Below are 16,440 nucleotides of genomic sequence, written 5' to 3'. Positions count from 1 at the left end.
GAGTTGCCGCGGCATTATCAAGCTTCCTGCCACGCGCTACCTCCTCGGCAATGACGGCTACAAGCGCGGAGACGAGATGATGAGCGAGTTGATGAAGGCGGTCCGGCTGCATGCGTTCGGCGGGCCGGAGGTGCTGACGTATGAAGATGCGCCAAAGCCGACCATCGCCTCGGGTGAGGTGCTGGTGCGTGTCCACGCGGCCAGCCTCAATCCGCCCGATCTGTATCTGCGCGACGGTTACCGCGCCCTGCCGCCCGAATGGCGTCCCGACCCGGTGTTCCCGCTCATCATCGGCACGGACGTGTCGGGCACGGTCGAAGCGGTCGCGGATGACGTAACCGGCTTCGCTCCGGGAGATGCCGTATTCTCGATGGTGCGCTTCCCCGCAGACCTGATGAAGGGCAGTGGCGCCTATGCGGAATTCGTGCCCGTCGCGGCGTCCGAGCTGGCGCATAAGCCCGTCGCGGTCGATCATGCGCAGGCGGCCGGCGCCCCGATGTCGCTGCTGACCGCCTGGCAGTTTCTGATCGAGGTCGGACACGATGCGCCCAACCCGTTTCAGCCATACCCGCACCAGCCGGTGCTGCTCGCCGGCAAGACGGTGGTGGTGAATGGCGCCAGCGGCGGTGTTGGCCACCTCCTTGTACAGCTCGCGAAATGGCAGGGTGCGCGCGTCATCGCCGTGGCCTCGGCCAAGAACGAGGCGTTGATGCAGCAGTTGGGGGCGGATCAATTCATAGATTATACTAGGCAAGCGGCTGATGAGTCGGTTTGTGATGCGGACCTTGTGGTCGACGCTGTCGGCGGCGTGAACATGGAGCGCTTCCTGCGCATCCTGAAGCCGGGCGGCGCGCTGTTCCTGGTCAACCCGCTCGGCTTTGCCGGTCACGAGCAGGCGCGCGCGCAGGGTATTACCGTTTCATCGACCCAGGTTCGTTCCAATGGCCCTCAGCTCGCGGAAGCTGGCCGATTGCTTGAGGATGGCACAGTGCGTGTCGTGTTGGACAGCAGCTACCCGCTGGAAGAGGCATGGCGCGCGCACGGGCGCGCCATGCAAGGCAGCATCCAGGGCAAAATCGTCCTGACGGTACGCAGCGCGTGACCGGGAAATTGCCGCAGGGCAGCCTCGTCTGGTTCGACATGGTGGGTGACGAGATCGTCAAGGCTGCAGCCCAACGCGGGCTTCCCCCAAGCCTGTGCATGTCGATCATCGAGCGATACATAAACGGCGCAAAGCTCGAAAATGGGTTTTGCCAAGGTCTACGTGTCGATGTTGATGACGGGGCCCTTGCCTGCCGAACGGGCGTCGGTGCTGACGAAACAGCGGACGTCGTGATTGAGGTGACCGGTCCAACCGCGCTGCGGCTCAACCTGCTGTTCAGCGCCGACCCCATCTATCGCCGGACGCTGGCCGAGGCTGTTGACCGAGGTGAGTTGCGGGTCACGGCGATCCGGGGCCGCTCGCACCTATCTTGGACATGGCCCACGACGGCATAGTCAGGCGCACAATCTGAGCTGCCGCTGCCTACCGCCGGCTAAGTGCTGATCACGCTCGGCATCGCGCTCGAGTCGGCAGAACGGTCCCTTCCGGCACAACAATTCGGCGAACGACCACATGTGGCCAGGAAGCACTTCGAGCCTGCCGAGCGGCCAAGGAGCGCCTCAAATCGCTCTTAAGCCACCTGCCGCGTGCGCGCGCTGACGCTTCCGAGCGGGCGCCTGCTGCCATAGGCCAACAGCGCATCCGCGGAGGAGGCACGGCGGAGCCGGGTCGTCTGCGGCACGTGTTCGGCATTGGCGATGAGCTGGGTGACGAAGCTCGAATTGGGGCGGGGCAACGGGCCCTTGTTCACCCACTGCAACATCGGGACCATCGGCACCAGGGCCGTGCCCATGCTGCCTGCCGTCTCGTCTGCTTGATCCGTACCCAACATCGCAATCACCGTTGATCCGGCGAGGCCTGTCGCGTTTCGGGACGCGCGCCGCCGGTGCGTGTCAGTACTCGCAAGGCCTATGCCGGACGGGCCGGCTTGGTTCCCGGGGCCGTTCACAACGTGGTTTCCAAATTGTTTATCAACTTTGCCTAGGGTCAAGGGCGAATCTGGCCGTATCCTGTGCCGGCTCAGGACTCTCCGCTGTCCCGAAACGAGGCGATTTTGACCCCTGCATTGCCGCAAGCCTCCGACATCCTCGCCGCGCTCGGTCAGGCCGTGTTTGCCTGGGACATCGCCAGCGACGTCATCGTCTGGGGCGAGCAGCTCGGCGCGGTCTTCCCCGGCATCCCCGCCGAGCGGTTCGCGACCGGTGCCGAATTCGCCAAGCTGATCGAGCCCGCGCAAGGCTTGCGGACCGCGGCGCTGGCGCAGACTTCCGCCGTGCACGGCGCCGACGGCACGCCCTACCGGGTCGAGTACGGCGTGCGCATGAGCGCCTCCGATCCCGTGATCTGGATCGAGGAGACCGGCCGCTGGTTCGCCGGCCCCGACGGACGCCCCACGCGCGCGATCGGCTCCGTCCGCATCAACAATGAGCGCCACGCCCGCGACGAAGAGCTGAGCAAGCAAGCCCGGCTCGATCCGCTCACCGGTGAGCTCAACCGCTCGCATCTGATCGCGGCGCTGGCCGAGGCGATCGAGGAGACCAGCCGTTTCCGCTCGACCGCAGCTTTCATGCTGGTCGGCATCGATCATCTCGCCCGCGTCAACGACGCCTTCGGCTTCGATGTCGCCGATGCCGTGATCCTCGATATCGCCAAGCGCATCCGTGCACGCCTGCGTGGCGGCGACGTGCTCGGGCGCTTCTCCGGCAACAAGTTCGGCCTGATCCTGAAGAACTGCACGATCGACGACATGAATGTCGCCGCCGAGCGTTTCCTCGCCGGCATCCGCGACGAGGTGGTGCCGACCAGATCAGGTCCGGTCTCGGTCACGGCCTCGATCGGCGCGGTGAGCCTGCCGCGCTATGCACGCAACACCGACGAGGCGGTCAACCGCGCCCATGAGACGCTGGACGCCGCCAAGCGTCGCCGCGCCGGCTCGTTTGCGGCGTGGCGTCCGGATCCCGCGCGCGATGCGCAGCGCCGCGTCAACATCCGCGTCACCGATGAGATCGTCACCGCGCTGAACGAGCGCCGCATCAAGCTCGCCTATGAGCCGGTGGTCACGGCCGCCTCACGCGAGCGCGCCTTCCACGAATGCCTCGTGCGGATGGACCAGGGCGACGGCCAGGTGCTGCTCGCACCCGACATCGTGCCGGTCGCCGAACGGCTCGGTCTGATCCGCCTGGTCGATCACCGCGTGCTCGAGCTCGTCGTTGCCGAACTCGCGGCGGCGCCGCATGTCAGTCTCAGCCTCAACATCTCGCCGGACACCACCATGGATCCGGACTGGTGGGCCGGAATCGAATCGCTCATGCAGGCGCATCCCGGCGTTGCCGAACGTCTGATCGTCGAGATCACCGAGACTGTCGCGATCCAGGACATCGACGATGTCCGCGGCTTCGTCACCCGGCTGAAGAACTTTGGCAGCCGCATCGCCATCGACGATTTCGGCGCCGGCTACACCTCATTCCGGAACTTGCGCAAGCTCGGCGTGGACATCGTCAAGATCGACGGCGCCTTCGTGCAGAACATCCCGCGGTCCGCCGACGATCGCGCCTTTGTGCAGACCCTGATCGACCTCGCCCGCCGCCTCGACATCAAGACCGTGGCCGAATGGGTGCAGGATGAGGAAGCAGCGAGCATGCTGCGCGACTGGGGCTGCGATTACATCCAGGGCCGCCTGATCGGCCTCGCCTCGGCCGAGCGTCCGTGGGGCGCGGCGCCGGACAGCGCGCTGCCGGCGGCAAGCTGAGCGGTCATGGGCACCGGCAAGCGCGCGGCTCCGCGGCGCCCGCCGCCTCCATGAATTTCTCCTTTGAAATCAATCCCCGCTCTACTGTGCATGGGGTTGTTTTCAAATTCAGGCCACCCGGCGGACTGCGTTCAGCGTCTCGATCGTACGTCCGACTTCGGCCGCCGGGCAGGGCTTGCCGAAATAATAGCCCTGCACCGCGGTGCAGCCGCATTCGCGGACGAAGTCGAGCTGCTCGGCCGTCTCGACGCCTTCCGCCGTCGTCTCGACCCCAAGCACCGAGCCGAGGCTGGCAATGGTGCGGACGATCGCGACACTCTCCGGGCTCTCGCCGAGCGTGCCGACGAAGGAGCGGTCGATCTTGATGCGATCGAACGGAAACTTGCGCAAGTAACTGAGTGAGGAATAGCCGACGCCGAAATCGTCGAGACTGACGCGCACGCCGAGCGCGCGGAGCTGGTGCAGGATCCCGATCGTCGCCTCGCTGTCGTCGAGCAGCGCGGTCTCGGTGACCTCGAGCTCGAGCCGTTGCGGCGCCAGGCCGGCCTCCGCGAGCGCGCTCGTGACCATCGTCACCAGCCCGCGCGAGCGGAACTGCACCGGTGACAGGTTGACGGCGACGCTGACATCAGGCCATGAGGCGGCCATCGCGCAGGCCGTGCGCAGCACCCATTCGCCGATCGGGACGATCAGCCCGTTCTCTTCGGCGATCGGAATGAATTCGGCCGGCGAGACGAAGCCGCGCGAGGGATGCTTCCAGCGCAGCAGCGCTTCGAAGCCGGTGAGTTTGGTAGTGTCGAGCCGCACCTGCGGCTGGAACACCAGATGGAATTGGTTGGCCTCCAGCGCGCCGCGCAGATCGTGCTCCAGTGCGTGCCGGCTGCGCGCCTGTTCCTCCATCTCGGGCTCGAACAGCTGATAGACACCGCGTCCCCTGGCCTTGGCCTGGTACAGCGCAAGATCGGCACATTTCATCAGCTCGTCGGCATCCAGGCCGTGATCGGGTGCGATCGCGATGCCGACGGAGACGCCGACATGGACCGACTGGTTTTCCAGCAGCGGCGGATGGCCGATGATGTCGACCAGGCGGCGGGCGAGCCGTTCTGCCGATTGCGGCTGCGGTCCGCGCTGGAGCACGGCGAACTCATCGCCGCCGAGGCGCGCGACGGTGTCGTGCTCGCCGACGTTCTCCTTCAGCCGCGCGGCGACCCAGCGCAGCAGCCGGTCGCCGGCGGCATGGCCGAGGCGGTCGTTGACGGTCTTGAAATTGTCGAGGTCGAAATACAGCACAGCCATCGCGCCGCCGGCGATCGCGACCTGGTTCAGTCCCTCGCCCATCTTCTCGCGGAACAGCGTGCGGTTGGGCAGGTCAGTGAGCGAATCGTGCCGCGCCATGTGCGCGACGCGGGCTTGCGCCTTGTGGCGCTCGGTGACGTCCTCATAGGTGACGACCCAGCCGCCGAGCTCCATCCGCTTGTGGTTGAGCTTGATGATGCGGCCATCGCTCAAATGGCGGTGCAGCGTGTGCTCGCCCTCGCGGAGCCGCTCGACGTAATCGGCATAGAGTTTTGCACCCGTCATGTTCGGATGGATGCCGAGCGAGCAGCTGTGCTCCATGATCTCGCGCATCGAGACGCCGGGCTTCACGATGTCGGGCGACAGGCCGTACATCTCGATGTAGCGGCGGTTGCAGACGATCACGCGCAGGCTCGAATCGAGCATGCACAGGCCCTGGCTCATGTTGTTCAGCGCCGCGTCGAAGCGGCGATATTGCTCGCTCAGCTCCTCGATCGCGTGCTCGCGGTCGGTGATGTCCTCGTAGGTGGCGACGAAGCCGCCCTCGGCCAGCGCGCAATAGCGCACCGAGATCACGGTGTCGTTGGTCATGTTCCGGCGTATCGGAGACGAATCGCGGCTCGCGATCCGGGCGCGAGCAGATTCCAGGATCTGCTGCGGGGTGTATTCCGACGAGAACGCGCCATTCGCCATCGATCGCTCGATCAGCTCGCCGAGATGCGTGCCGGGCCTGGTCTCCTCCGGCGACAGCCGGTAGATCTTGCGATAAGTGGTGTTGCAGATGCGCAGGCGCATGTCGCTGTCGTAGAAGGCGAGCCCGTGCGCCATGTTCTCCAGCGCCGCGTCGAGGAGGACGTTCTGCTGCCGCAGCGTCTCCTCGTATTGCAACCGCTCGGTGACGTCTTCGTGTACGGTGACCCAGCCGCCGTCCGGCAGGAAGCGGGAAACCGACTGCACCATCCGCCCGTCATAGCGCATGACCAGCAGGGTCTTTGCCTTCCTGCCGCGCACGTCCTCCAGCCGCATCTCGTGGAATTCGTCCGCCGACATGCCCGGCAAATTGCCGCGCGACAGCCAGTGATCGAGGGCGGTACTGTGCGAGACGCCCGGCTTCACGATCTCGGGGTCGAGGTTGTACAGGTTGAGGAAGCGTTGGTTGCAGACGACGATGCGGCTGTCGGCGTCATACATGATGAGACCGTGCGACATGTTGGCGAGCGCATGCTGGCTGCGCTCGGTCTGTACGCGCAAGTCCGCCTCGAGCCGGGCGAGGCGGCTGACGTCGTCGCAGATCGTCATCCAGCCGCCGCCGGGAAGCGGCTTCAGCTCGAGCGTGATGACAAGGCCGCTTGGCAGCGTCTGGCGGGTACGGAAGGGTTTGCCGGCCGCGATCAATGCGATCCGCGAGGCGTAGAGCGCATCGACTTCGCTTGCCGGGATATTGCCGAGCACAACGCTGTGGCCGAGCACGTCGCGATAGCGCGTGCCGACCTGCACGATCTCGGCCGACATGTTGAACAGGTCGAGATAGCGCCGGTTGACCAGCACGATCCTGTTGTCGGCGTCGTAGACGCAGACGCCCTGTTCCATGTGGTCGAGCGCAAGCTGGCCGAGCACGACCAGGGCCTGCGGAGCCTCTTCGTGGCGTGCACCAGGTTCGTTGTCGCGGGTCGACGTCATGGGATCGACAGGGTCTCGCCGGCAATAGACTTAACGCAACGTAATTCAGCTGCCGAGCCTAGCGAAGAGGGCGGAAAATTCCCTTAAGCGCGGTAGTTTACGGAGGGTGACCGGGGATGCAGAGATGCCCGCGTTGGCGCGTGAGCTTCAAAGTGTCTGCACGCCAGAGTTGGCCGAGTTCCATAGCCCGGAGTTGCGCAGCGTCCGATCCGAGCCACAAGGCCTACGGCCCGTACAACACCAGCTCGGTATTGGTGAGGTCGGCGAGCTGCGGCCGATGCGGGCCCTTGAAATATTTGCGGCCGCGCCGCTCGGTATAAATACCGACGAGGCCGGGAACCGGCCCGTTGGCGTCGACCGCCACCGCGATCTTGCCGAGCCGCAGCAGCAGCCGGCCGATGCGGCCGGCGCAGGCGGCGTATTCGGCGGCGTTGCGGCAGTAGATCAGCTTCATCGCCGGCGGTGCGATGAAGCCGCGTCGGATTCGCACCGGTTGCAGGATGAACGGGAACGCGCCCTTCGGCGTACGGCAGACGAGGCTGAGGCAATTGTAGCGCGCATGCCGCGTCAGCAACTCGGTCTCGGCTTCGGTGAGCCCATCGATCGTCTTGGCGTGGGGCGGGATGACCTCGATCTTGCTCCAGCGCGGAGCACGCGCCAGCGCGGGCACCGAGAAGAAGATGCCGCGGCAATAGGCGCGAAAACCCTGCGTCTCGATGATTGGCCATGTCCATGGCGCTGGGCTGATGTTGAGATAGGTGACGTCCTTGTGCCGCTGCGCGATCTTGGTCAACAGTGGCGCGTAGTTGCGATAGGCGGGATCGACATACCAGCTCGACAGATTGCACTGGATGGCTGTTTCTTCGCCGAACTTGCGCGCCGTGTAGATCAGCAGCAGCACGCCGACCGGCGTGCCGTCATTGTCGAGCATATAGCCGAAGCGCGGATAGCCTTCCGGCACGGGCCGGAAAGCCTGCCGGCGCAGGCCCTGGATCCAGTAATTGCGCGAGCGGCCGACGAAGCCGCGCGTCAGCAAGTCCGCGATGGCTTCAACATCGGACTCGGTGATCTCGCGACATCGGACCTTGGTGTGGATCACGCTCGTCTTGCCCGTAGAAATGGTCGGCCTCTTACAGTCTGTCTTTCAGCGTGGTCTTTCCGGAAAACCGCTTCACACTTTTTCGGATCATGCTCTAGCGCCAACCTTCGCCGTGAGCGTCAGCCGCGATCTGCGGCTGCAAGCCCAGCATTTCCCGGACCTTGGCGGGCCAGGCGGAAATATCCGTGCCGTGGGTGTGGAACATGGCGACGGCGAGGCGATCCATGCCGAAGGCGACGCAGCCGGTATGGGCCGCCTCACCATTGGCGTCCTGGATGCCCCAGGTCGTGCCAAAGTGCTCGCGGTGATAGTTGAAGCTCATGCAGGCGGTCGGCTGCTCTTCCGAACGCAGCGGGATCAGCAGCTCGAACTTCAGCTGCTGCTGCTTCTGGCTCACGGCCTTCATCTGGCCGACGCGGCCGAAGAAGGGATCGCTGGCATAGTCGACGCGGAAGGTGAGGCCGAGATCGGTCGCGATCTTCTGCGCCCGCACCATCCAGCGCTCACGGAAGTCGGCGACGTCGTCGGGCGTGCCGATGCAGACATATTCGCGCATCCGGAACGATTGCAGCCGGTCGAGATGTTTTGACGGCTCGCGGCGGAAGCAGTCGGCGGCAACGTCGAAACGCAGGCCGCCCTTGGGCAGCTGGCCGCGGCTCGCGGCGATCGGATAGACGGGATAGCAGGCGGCGGGCGACAGCACGAGATCGGCCGGCGACAGAGAGCTGGTCCAATCGCCGCCGGCATCGAAGCGGCTTACCGCGGCGTTGATCTCGCGCTCGGTGCCGTGCAGGCCGCAGACGCAGCCGAGCAGGTTCGGGAAGCTCTTGAGATAACCGGATTTCTCCAGCTGGGCGCGGCTCATCACCGGCGGAAAGCGCAGCGCCTCGGTGCCGGCTTCGCGATGGCTGGTGATCAGCGCGGCAAGCCTCTCCACGACGCCCTCATAGAGCGCGGTGCGGGCGTAGACGCCGTCCGAGCCCATGCGGTGGAACAGCTTGTCGGCGAGATGGTCGAGCGGATCCGCAATCTGCGGCGCAGTCTCGGGCGAATCGGGGAGGACGGCAATGTTCATGGGATGGTGTCCTGCTATCTGAAAAATTGTTCTTGTTGGTCAGTCGCGAAGGCTTGCCGGCACGCCGCTCATCAGTGTCGAGGTTGCGGCGTTGGCCAAAATGCGGTCGTTGTTGATCATGATCGGCGACGACAGCACGTCGCGCAGATGGCGGCCCATCGTGAACTCGCCGTCATTTCGATAGCCGGACAGACCAGCGGTGCGCATCGCGTGCATCACGGTCTCGACCGCGAGCTCGGAGGCCTGCACCTTCAGCAGCGTGATCGCGGACTGGAAGTCGAGCGAACCGAGCGCACGTTCGTCATGCTCGGCGCCGGCGAAGGCGTCGATATTCGCCGCGATCAGCGCGCGCAGCTTTGCAAGCGACATTTTTGCGGCGGTGAAATGCGCGGCAGCCGGCGGCATCTGGCCGCCGGAGGTGCGGGCGGCTTTGCGGACGAAAGCCTGCGCGCGAGCGACGGAAGCGGCGGCGATGCCGGCCCAGGCGGACGACCAGCACAGATGCGCGAACGGCGTCATGGTCTGGGCGTGGATCTTGTCATAGGCCTCCGGGAAGACGCGGTCGGCGGGGCAGTCGACCTTCAGCTCAAAGCCGGTCGAGCAGGTGCCGCGCATGCCGAGCGTTTCCCAGCCCTGGGTCTGCTTCAGCGAATAATCGCCCCTGGCGAGCGCCAGCAGCACCTGGTCGGAGGCGGCCGCCTCGGTGGCGCGGCGCGCGATGGTGACGAGGCCATCGGCCTCGGCGCCGTAGGAAATCACGGTGGCATCGCGCACCAGCGAGACGGTGTCGCCGGCGTGATCGACGGCTGCGGCGCTGGCGCGGATGTTGCCGCCGTTCTGGCCTTCGGTGGTGGAGGAGGCGAGCAGCCACTGGTCGCGGGCGACCCGGCGCATCATGGTTTCCATCCAGGGAATGCCGTGGCCATGCCTGACGACGCAGGCGACCTTGGTCGTGTGCATCGCGTAGATCATCGCCGTCGAAGCGCAGGCGCGTCCGAGCGTGTAGCAGATGTCGGTGACGTCGTAGATCGAGGCGCCGAGCCCGCCGAACTCGACCGGGATCATGACGCCGAGCAGCTTCTGCTCGCGCGCGACGTCGAAAGCCTTGTGAGGGAAGCGGGCGTCGCGATCGACGCCGTCCGCGTCGGCGGCCGCCGCGGTGGCGGTTCGGGCCGCGCGCTCGATCAAAGAGGGACCCTGCCCGAGCAGGCTCGTTTGCGCTTCGTCGACAGTGAGGACTGCTTCACGCACGTTCATGCTCGTCCGCCTCCGGTTTGTCGTTCGGGATCGCCGGCGCCATTCGCGATGCCGTGTAAAGCGATCCTCCGACCCTCTTTGCTTGTGAGATGAGGCTACGGATTTAATTCAAATTCGTCGATGAAATAGAGGGTAAACGAACTCCAATTCCGAATGAACAGTTAAGGTCCGGTTGTTTGCATCTCCCGTATTTCCGCGATCGCGTTAGGGATCTGGAAGAAGGGCGGAATCCAGACAATCTGAGTCATCGTTTACTAAGAAGCATGAAGTAATGGTCGCGCCCATTGTGGGATCGACCCGTCGCGCCCATCGTAGCCGGCGACAGGTCCGACCTTTGTAGACAGATGGGAATTTAACCATGCAGGCCTTCGACACCGACGTGCGCAATCGCATCATCAAGCTGGTGAAGGGCATCCTCGAACAGAACTCGCTCACTGCGGATGTCACACCGCAGGCCAGGCTCGTCGACGTCGGGCTGACCTCGATGGACATGGTCAATTTGATGCTCGGCGTCGAAGCCGAGTTCGACTTCACGATCCCGCAAGCCGAGATCACGCCGGAGAACTTCCAGTCCATCGAGACGCTGGAGCGCATGGTCGCCACCCAGCTGCAGCCGGCGACCGCGGCTTAAGCCGGACCCTTCTCCTCAGACATTGCGAGCGAGGCAATCCAGACTGCCTCCGCAGTCGCAGCCTGGATTGCTTCGTCGCTGCGCTCCTCGCAATGGCGCCAATCGGCACCATCCCCGTTCCAAAACCGCCCCAAAACTGGCATAGCTTAACCATGTCGCAGGTAGGGGACAGGGTGGAGCAGGCATGACGCAAGCGGTATTGGGCATCATCGGTGGCTCGGGCATCTATGACCTGCCGGGTCTCGAGGGCGCACACGAAGAGGTGATCGAGAGCCCCTGGGGCGAGCCGTCAGCGCCGCTTCGGCGTGGCACCATCGCTGGCCTTCCGATCGTGTTCCTGCCGCGGCACGACAAGGGGCACCGCCTGTCGCCCTCCGACATCAACTACCGCGCCAATATCGACGTGTTGAAGCGGGCGGGCGTCACCGATCTGATCTCGTTGTCGGCCTGCGGTTCCTTCAAGGAGGAGATGCCGCCCGGCACTTTCGTGCTCGTCGACCAGTTCGTCGACCGCACCCACAAGCGCGAAAGCTCGTTCTTCGGGCGAGGCTGCGTCGCACATGTGTCGATGGCGCATCCGGTATCGCCGCGGCTGCGTATCCATCTTGCGGCGGCGGCCGAAGCCGAGGGCATCGCGATCGCGCGCGGCGGCACCTATGTCTGCATGGAGGGGCCGCAATTCTCCACCTATGCGGAGAGCATGACCTATAAGACGCTGGGCTATTCGGTGATCGGCATGACCAACATGCCCGAAGCGAAACTCGCGCGTGAGGCGGAGATCTGCTACGCGACCGTCGCGATGGTGACGGATTTCGACTGCTGGCATCCCGATCACGACGCCGTCACCGTGCAGGACATCATCCGCGTGCTGACGTCCAACGCCGACAAGGCGAAAGCGCTGGTGGCGCGGCTGGCCAAGGATTTTCCGCGCGAGCACGAGCCGTGCCCGATCGGATCGGACCGTGCGCTCGACACCGCGCTGATCACGGCGCCCGAGGCGCGCGATCCCGAGCTGTTGAAAAAGCTCGATGCGGTGGCCGGCCGCGTGCTGCGCGCGAAGTGAGAGGCAGAGCGCCATGAAGGTCGACGGCAAGCATTTCCGCAGCATCTGGCGCGAGCGAGACGGCTGGTCGGTCGGCGCGATCGACCAGCGCAGGCTGCCGCATGAGTTCGTCGTTGCAAAGCTGACGTCATGCGACGACGCGGCGGTCGCGATCCGCGATATGCTGGTGCGCGGCGCGCCGCTGATCGGTGCGACCGCAGCCTACGGCATGGCGCTTGCGATGCGCGAGGATGCCTCCGACGCCGGCCTGAAGCGCGCTTACGACACGCTCGTTGTGGCGCGGCCGACTGCGATCAATCTGAAATGGGCGCTCGATGAGATGCGCACGGCGCTCGCGCCGATCGATCCGATCGAACGGGCGGAGGCGGCCTATGCCCGCGCCGACGAGATCGTCGAGCAGGACGTCGAGATCAACCGCGGCATCGCCGGAAACGGCCTGAAGCTGATCGAGGCGATCGCGGCGAAGAAGCCGGGTGAGACGATCAACGTGCTGACCCATTGCAACGCCGGCTGGCTTGCCACTGTCGACTGGGGCACGGCGACGGCGCCGATCTATCTCGCGCATGAGCGCGGCATCAAGATTCATGTCTGGGTCGACGAGACCCGTCCGCGCAACCAGGGTGCCTCGCTCACCGCGTGGGAGCTCGGCCATCACGGCGTACCGCATACCGTGATCCCCGACAACACCGGCGGGCATCTGATGCAGCATGGCATGGTCGACCTCGCCATCGTCGGCACCGACCGCGTCGCCGCCAATGGCGATGTTTGCAACAAGATCGGAACGTACCTCAAGGCGCTCGCCGCGCACGACAACAACGTGCCGTTCTACGTCGCGCTGCCATCGCCAACGATCGATTTCACCGTCAATGACGGCATCCGCGACATCCCGATCGAGCAGCGCAGCGGCGTGGAGGTCACCGACATGACCGGGCGTACTGCCGACGGGCGTCTGGAGACGGTGCGCATCGTGCCGGAGGGGTCCCCGGTCGCGAACTATGCGTTCGATGTGACGCCGGCGCGGCTGGTGACCGGCCTCATCACCGAGCGCGGCGTGCTGAAGCCGGATCGTGCCTCACTGGCGGCAGCGTTTCCGGAGCGCATTGCTGCCGCAGCGGGGTAAGTTTCGTAGGGTGGGCAAAGGCGCGGAAGCGCCGTGCCCACCGTCCGCTTGCGGTGGGCACGCTACGCTTTGCCCCCCGCTACAGCAGCGCTCCTCGCAAGAACGAGTTAGCCGAGCTTCAGCCCCGTCGCCGCCTCGAGCTCCGCGATCGCCTGCGTGCCGCTCGCGACCTTGATGGTGGTCATGCCCATCTCGCGCGCGGGCTTCAAATTGACGCCGAGATCGTCGAGATAAACGCACTTCTTCGGATCGACCTTCAGCGTCTCGACCATCAGCTGATAGATGCGCGGATCCGGCTTGCGCAGGCCGATCTTGGCGGATTCGATGACGTGGTCGAACAACACCATCACCTCGGCGATGTAGAGCGAGCGCCCTGTCATGCTGCCGATCGCGTTGGCGGGGAGATTGTTGGTGATACAGCCGGTCTTGAACTGCGCCTTGATGCGCTTCAGGGCTTCGACCATCTCGGGACGCAGGTCGCCTTGCAGCAGCGGCAGCACGTCACGGCCGCGCACCTCCGCGCCGAGCGCGCGTGACTCCGCGGCGAACAGCTTGTCGAACGTCTCGATGTCGACCTCGGCGCGCTCGAACCTCGCCCAGGCATTCTCAAGGTGATTGGCGGCATTGGTACGCCGGATGATGTCGGCGGGCAGGCCACGCTCCGTCTCGTAGCGCTTGAACGCCTCGAACGGTGAACTCGTCAGCACGCCGCCAAAATCAAAGATCACAGCCTCGATCGCCACTATCCCGCCCTCGTCAATTCCTTTCCAAGAGGGCTAGCATGCGCTATCGGCAAGGGCCAGTCCCGCCGACGATAGAAGCGTGTTCCCATGAAGAAGCTTGCAACTCTCATCGCAGTCGCGCTGTTCGCGACTCCGGCTTGCGCCATCGTCGGCGGCGGCACGCCGCAGAGCGATGGCGTTGCGCGTGCGGTCGTCACCATCGTCGGCTCGCGCGGCAATTTCTGCACCGGCACCCTGATCGCGCCGAAGCTGGTGCTGACCGTCGCCCACTGCGTGCAGCCCGGCGCCGAATACAAGATCGTCGACCGCGGCGCCGACGGCGCACCGCTACTGCTGAACGTGCGCACCGTCGCGATCCATCCGAATTTCAACATGCAGGCGATGCAGGCACATCGCGCCACCGCCGACGTGGCATTGCTGCAACTGGAAATTCCACTCAAGGGAAAATCCACGGTGCTGGTCGGTGCACCGAATATTCCGATCCAGGTCGGCGGCCGCTTCGTCATCGCCGGGATCGGCGTCACCGTGCGCGGTGACGGCAAGAGTGGCGGCACGATTCGCCTTGCCGGCCTCGTTGCCACGGGGCAGCCTGGCACGCTGCAGATTCGCCTGGTCGATCCCGTAACCAACGGTGTTCGCGATGGAATTGGCGCCTGCACCGGCGATTCCGGCGGTCCCGTGTTCGAGGACAAGCCGAACGGCGCGGTGCTCGTCGGCGTCATCAGCTGGTCCACCGGGCCGAACGGCGCGGCCGGTTGCGGCGGGTTGACCGGGGTCACGCCGCTCACGCTCTATCGCGACTGGATCTTGCAGACCGCGCGGAGCTGGGGCGCGACGTTGTAGTTTGATCGCGAATTGATCTATGTCATTTTAATGCGGAAGCGCGATGGGCGAGCATGTCCGTCGCGGAGGAAACGCGCCGTCCGGTCAAGGGCGGCCATAAAAACAACCAAGGCATAGAAGCAACAATGAATGTCGCTGTTCGCAGTCACGCCACCACCCAGCAGGCCACGGAACATTTCGACGTGCTGATCGTCGGCGCCGGCATCTCCGGCATCGGCAGCGCCTATCACATCCAAAAACAGTTGCCCGGCACCAGCTACGTCATCCTCGAAACGCAGGCGACGTTCGGCGGCACCTGGAGCACGCATCGCTATCCCGGCATCCGCTCGGACAGCGACCTCCACACCTTCGGCTACAGTTTCAAGCCCTGGGTCGGGCCGCCCATCGCGACCGCCGAGGAGATTCTCGCCTACATGAAAGAGGTGATCGACGACAACGATATCGCCCGCCACATCCGCTACAAGCACAAGATCAATTCCGCGAGCTGGTCGAGCGAGCAGAATCTCTGGACCATCGAAGCGATCACGACCGATACGGGTGAGGCAAAGGTCTTCACCGCCAACTTCCTCTGGATGTGCCAGGGATACTATCGTCATTCCGAAGGCTACACGCCGGAATGGAAGGGCATGGATCGCTTCACGGGGCGCATCGTTCATCCGCAGACCTGGCCCGACGATATGGATCTCACAAACAAGAAGGTCGTCGTGATCGGCTCGGGCGCGACGGCGGCAACGCTGGTGCCCAACATCGCGGACAAATGCGCGCATGTTACCATGCTGCAGCGCTCGCCGACCTACTTCCGGCTCGGCCGCAATGCCATCGAGATTGCCGAGGAGTTGCGCCGGCTTCAGGTGGATGAGGCTTGGATTCACGAGATCGTTCGCCGCAAGATCCTCTTCGAGCAGGACGCGTTCACAAAGCTCTGCCTCGCCAAGCCCGAGCAGGTGAAGAAGGAGCTGATCGGCCAGATCAGCGCCGTGCTCGGTCCCGACTACGACGTCGAGACGCATTTCACGCCGAGCTACCGGCCGTGGCGCCAGCGCATCGCCTTCGTGCCGGACGCCGACCTGTTCAAGGGCATCGCCAGCGGCAAGGCCTCCGTCGTCACCGACGAGATAGAATGCTTCGTCGAGAACGGCATCCAGCTCAAATCCGGCAAGCTGCTCGAGGCCGACGTCATCGTCACCGCGACCGGCTTCAATCTCTCCGCGCTCGGCGACATCGCCTTCGAGATCGACGGCAAGCCGCTCGCGTTCGGAGACACCGTCACTTATCGCGGCATGATGTTCACGGGCGTGCCGAACATGGTCTGGGTGTTCGGCTATTTCCGCGCCAGCTGGACGCTGCGCGTCGATCTCGTCGCGGACTTCGTCTGCCGGTTGCTCGCCCATATGAAGGCGAAGGGCAGCAAGAAGGTTGAGGTCAAGCTGCGGCCGGAAGATCACAACATGCCGATCCTGCCCTGGATCGATCCGGAAAACTTCAACCCCGGCTACATCATGCGCAACATGAACCTGCTGCCGAAGCGCGGCGACAAGCCGGAATGGCAGCACAGCCAGGATTACTGGACCGAGAAGGACGAGATTCCAAAGACGGACCTGGATGACGCGGCGTTTGTGTATGGGTGAGGCGCCCGTCGGCGTGAGTTGCGGGGCTCTCGCCACACTCTCAACTGTCGTCCGGGGCACGAAGCGAACCCGGGACCCATAACCACAGGGTGTGGTTATGGGGCGAGAAGATCACTCCGAGTCTTCGACAAATTTCTCCCTGCGGTTACGGGTC

General features: G+C 64.7%; 14 protein-coding genes. 8 read left to right on the top strand and 6 right to left on the bottom strand.

The annotated features are described in order from the left end of the window. Nucleotides 1–79 precede the first annotated feature (79 nt). Both HYH08_RS22725 and HYH08_RS22720 read left to right on the top strand, forming a co-directional pair. Nucleotides 80–1,102: an NADP-dependent oxidoreductase gene (locus HYH08_RS22725; protein ID WP_220012098.1), complete on the top strand. Its 1,023-nt coding sequence runs from the start codon at nt 80–82 to the stop codon at nt 1,100–1,102. Further along, on the top strand, nt 1,099–1,497 hold the full coding sequence (locus tag HYH08_RS22720) for a hypothetical protein (RefSeq protein WP_220012050.1): 399 nt from the start codon (nt 1,099–1,101) through the stop codon (nt 1,495–1,497). Before HYH08_RS22725 ends, HYH08_RS22720 begins: the two co-directional genes overlap by 4 nt. A gap of 176 nt (nt 1,498–1,673) precedes the next feature. On the opposite strand, the gene HYH08_RS22715 is transcribed toward HYH08_RS22720, so the two are convergent. After that, on the bottom strand, nt 1,674–1,934 hold the full coding sequence (locus tag HYH08_RS22715) for a hypothetical protein (protein ID WP_220012049.1): 261 nt from the start codon (nt 1,932–1,934) through the stop codon (nt 1,674–1,676). A gap of 222 nt (nt 1,935–2,156) precedes the next feature. Here HYH08_RS22715 and HYH08_RS22710 point away from each other — a divergent pair, with 222 nt between their 5' ends. Beyond that, nucleotides 2,157–3,851, top strand: a complete 1,695-nt coding sequence (locus tag HYH08_RS22710; protein ID WP_220012048.1) for a bifunctional diguanylate cyclase/phosphodiesterase — start codon at nt 2,157–2,159, stop codon at nt 3,849–3,851. 108 nt (nt 3,852–3,959) lie between these two features. Here HYH08_RS22710 and HYH08_RS22705 read toward each other — a convergent pair whose 3' ends face one another. The 4 genes from HYH08_RS22705 to HYH08_RS22690 all read right to left on the bottom strand — a co-directional run bounded on the left by HYH08_RS22705 (nt 3,960) and on the right by HYH08_RS22690 (nt 10,258). Beyond that, nucleotides 3,960–6,827, bottom strand: a complete 2,868-nt coding sequence (locus HYH08_RS22705; protein WP_220012047.1) for a PAS-domain containing protein — start codon at nt 6,825–6,827, stop codon at nt 3,960–3,962. A gap of 223 nt (nt 6,828–7,050) precedes the next feature. Beyond that, nucleotides 7,051–7,926, bottom strand: a complete 876-nt coding sequence (locus HYH08_RS22700) for a GNAT family N-acetyltransferase (RefSeq protein ID WP_220012046.1) — start codon at nt 7,924–7,926, stop codon at nt 7,051–7,053. Between the two features lie 94 nt (nt 7,927–8,020). Beyond that, complete coding sequence (locus HYH08_RS22695; RefSeq protein ID WP_220012045.1) at nt 8,021–9,001, bottom strand: amino acid--[acyl-carrier-protein] ligase; 981 nt, start codon at nt 8,999–9,001, stop codon at nt 8,021–8,023. A gap of 39 nt (nt 9,002–9,040) precedes the next feature. Next, nucleotides 9,041–10,258: an acyl-CoA dehydrogenase family protein gene (locus tag HYH08_RS22690; RefSeq protein WP_220012044.1), complete on the bottom strand. Its 1,218-nt coding sequence runs from the start codon at nt 10,256–10,258 to the stop codon at nt 9,041–9,043. Nucleotides 10,259–10,616: 358 nt separating this feature from the next. Here HYH08_RS22690 and HYH08_RS22685 point away from each other — a divergent pair, with 358 nt between their 5' ends. The 3 genes from HYH08_RS22685 to mtnA all read left to right on the top strand — a co-directional run bounded on the left by HYH08_RS22685 (nt 10,617) and on the right by mtnA (nt 13,072). Beyond that, nucleotides 10,617–10,889, top strand: coding sequence for a phosphopantetheine-binding protein (locus tag HYH08_RS22685; protein ID WP_220012043.1), 273 nt, complete (start codon nt 10,617–10,619; stop codon nt 10,887–10,889). 184 nt (nt 10,890–11,073) lie between these two features. After that, nucleotides 11,074–11,952 (top strand): S-methyl-5'-thioadenosine phosphorylase, encoded by an 879-nt coding sequence (locus HYH08_RS22680; protein ID WP_220012042.1) that lies wholly within the window; start codon nt 11,074–11,076, stop codon nt 11,950–11,952. A 13-nt stretch (nt 11,953–11,965) separates the two neighbouring features. Continuing rightward, the gene (gene mtnA / locus HYH08_RS22675) at nt 11,966–13,072 is read left to right on the top strand and encodes an S-methyl-5-thioribose-1-phosphate isomerase (RefSeq protein ID WP_220012041.1); all 1,107 of its coding nucleotides are present in this window, start codon (nt 11,966–11,968) and stop codon (nt 13,070–13,072) included. 107 nt (nt 13,073–13,179) lie between these two features. On the opposite strand, the gene HYH08_RS22670 is transcribed toward mtnA, so the two are convergent. Then, nucleotides 13,180–13,815 (bottom strand): HAD-IA family hydrolase, encoded by a 636-nt coding sequence (locus tag HYH08_RS22670; RefSeq protein ID WP_220012040.1) that lies wholly within the window; start codon nt 13,813–13,815, stop codon nt 13,180–13,182. An 87-nt stretch (nt 13,816–13,902) separates the two neighbouring features. Here HYH08_RS22670 and HYH08_RS22665 point away from each other — a divergent pair, with 87 nt between their 5' ends. Together HYH08_RS22665 and HYH08_RS22660 are read left to right on the top strand one after the other, a co-directional pair. After that, nucleotides 13,903–14,658, top strand: coding sequence for a S1 family peptidase (locus HYH08_RS22665; protein ID WP_220012039.1), 756 nt, complete (start codon nt 13,903–13,905; stop codon nt 14,656–14,658). Between the two features lie 125 nt (nt 14,659–14,783). Continuing rightward, nucleotides 14,784–16,286, top strand: coding sequence for a flavin-containing monooxygenase (locus tag HYH08_RS22660; RefSeq protein ID WP_220012038.1), 1,503 nt, complete (start codon nt 14,784–14,786; stop codon nt 16,284–16,286). Nucleotides 16,287–16,440: the final 154 nt, after the last annotated feature.

This window comes from Bradyrhizobium sp. BR 10289, assembly GCF_019455385.1.
Classification (GTDB): Bacteria; Pseudomonadota; Alphaproteobacteria; order Rhizobiales; family Xanthobacteraceae; genus Bradyrhizobium.
Note: the sequence above shows the minus strand (reverse complement) of the source record. Positions and strands in the feature narration are given on the sequence as shown.

Excerpts from the sequence above, each read along its gene's own strand:
- HYH08_RS22690 (WP_220012044.1), bottom strand. The coding sequence starts at position 10,258 with ATGAACGTGCGTGAAGCAGTCCTCACTGTCGACGAAGCGCAAACGAGC.
- HYH08_RS22665 (WP_220012039.1), top strand. The coding sequence starts at position 13,903 with ATGAAGAAGCTTGCAACTCTCATCGCAGTCGCGCTGTTCGCGACTCCG.
- HYH08_RS22685 (WP_220012043.1), top strand. The coding sequence starts at position 10,617 with ATGCAGGCCTTCGACACCGACGTGCGCAATCGCATCATCAAGCTGGTG.
- HYH08_RS22715 (WP_220012049.1), bottom strand. The coding sequence starts at position 1,934 with ATGTTGGGTACGGATCAAGCAGACGAGACGGCAGGCAGCATGGGCACG.
- HYH08_RS22705 (WP_220012047.1), bottom strand. The coding sequence starts at position 6,827 with ATGACGTCGACCCGCGACAACGAACCTGGTGCACGCCACGAAGAGGCT.
- HYH08_RS22725 (WP_220012098.1), top strand. The coding sequence starts at position 80 with ATGAGCGAGTTGATGAAGGCGGTCCGGCTGCATGCGTTCGGCGGGCCG.
- HYH08_RS22680 (WP_220012042.1), top strand. The coding sequence starts at position 11,074 with ATGACGCAAGCGGTATTGGGCATCATCGGTGGCTCGGGCATCTATGAC.
- HYH08_RS22695 (WP_220012045.1), bottom strand. The coding sequence starts at position 9,001 with ATGAACATTGCCGTCCTCCCCGATTCGCCCGAGACTGCGCCGCAGATT.
- mtnA (WP_220012041.1), top strand. The coding sequence starts at position 11,966 with ATGAAGGTCGACGGCAAGCATTTCCGCAGCATCTGGCGCGAGCGAGAC.
- HYH08_RS22660 (WP_220012038.1), top strand. The coding sequence starts at position 14,784 with ATGAATGTCGCTGTTCGCAGTCACGCCACCACCCAGCAGGCCACGGAA.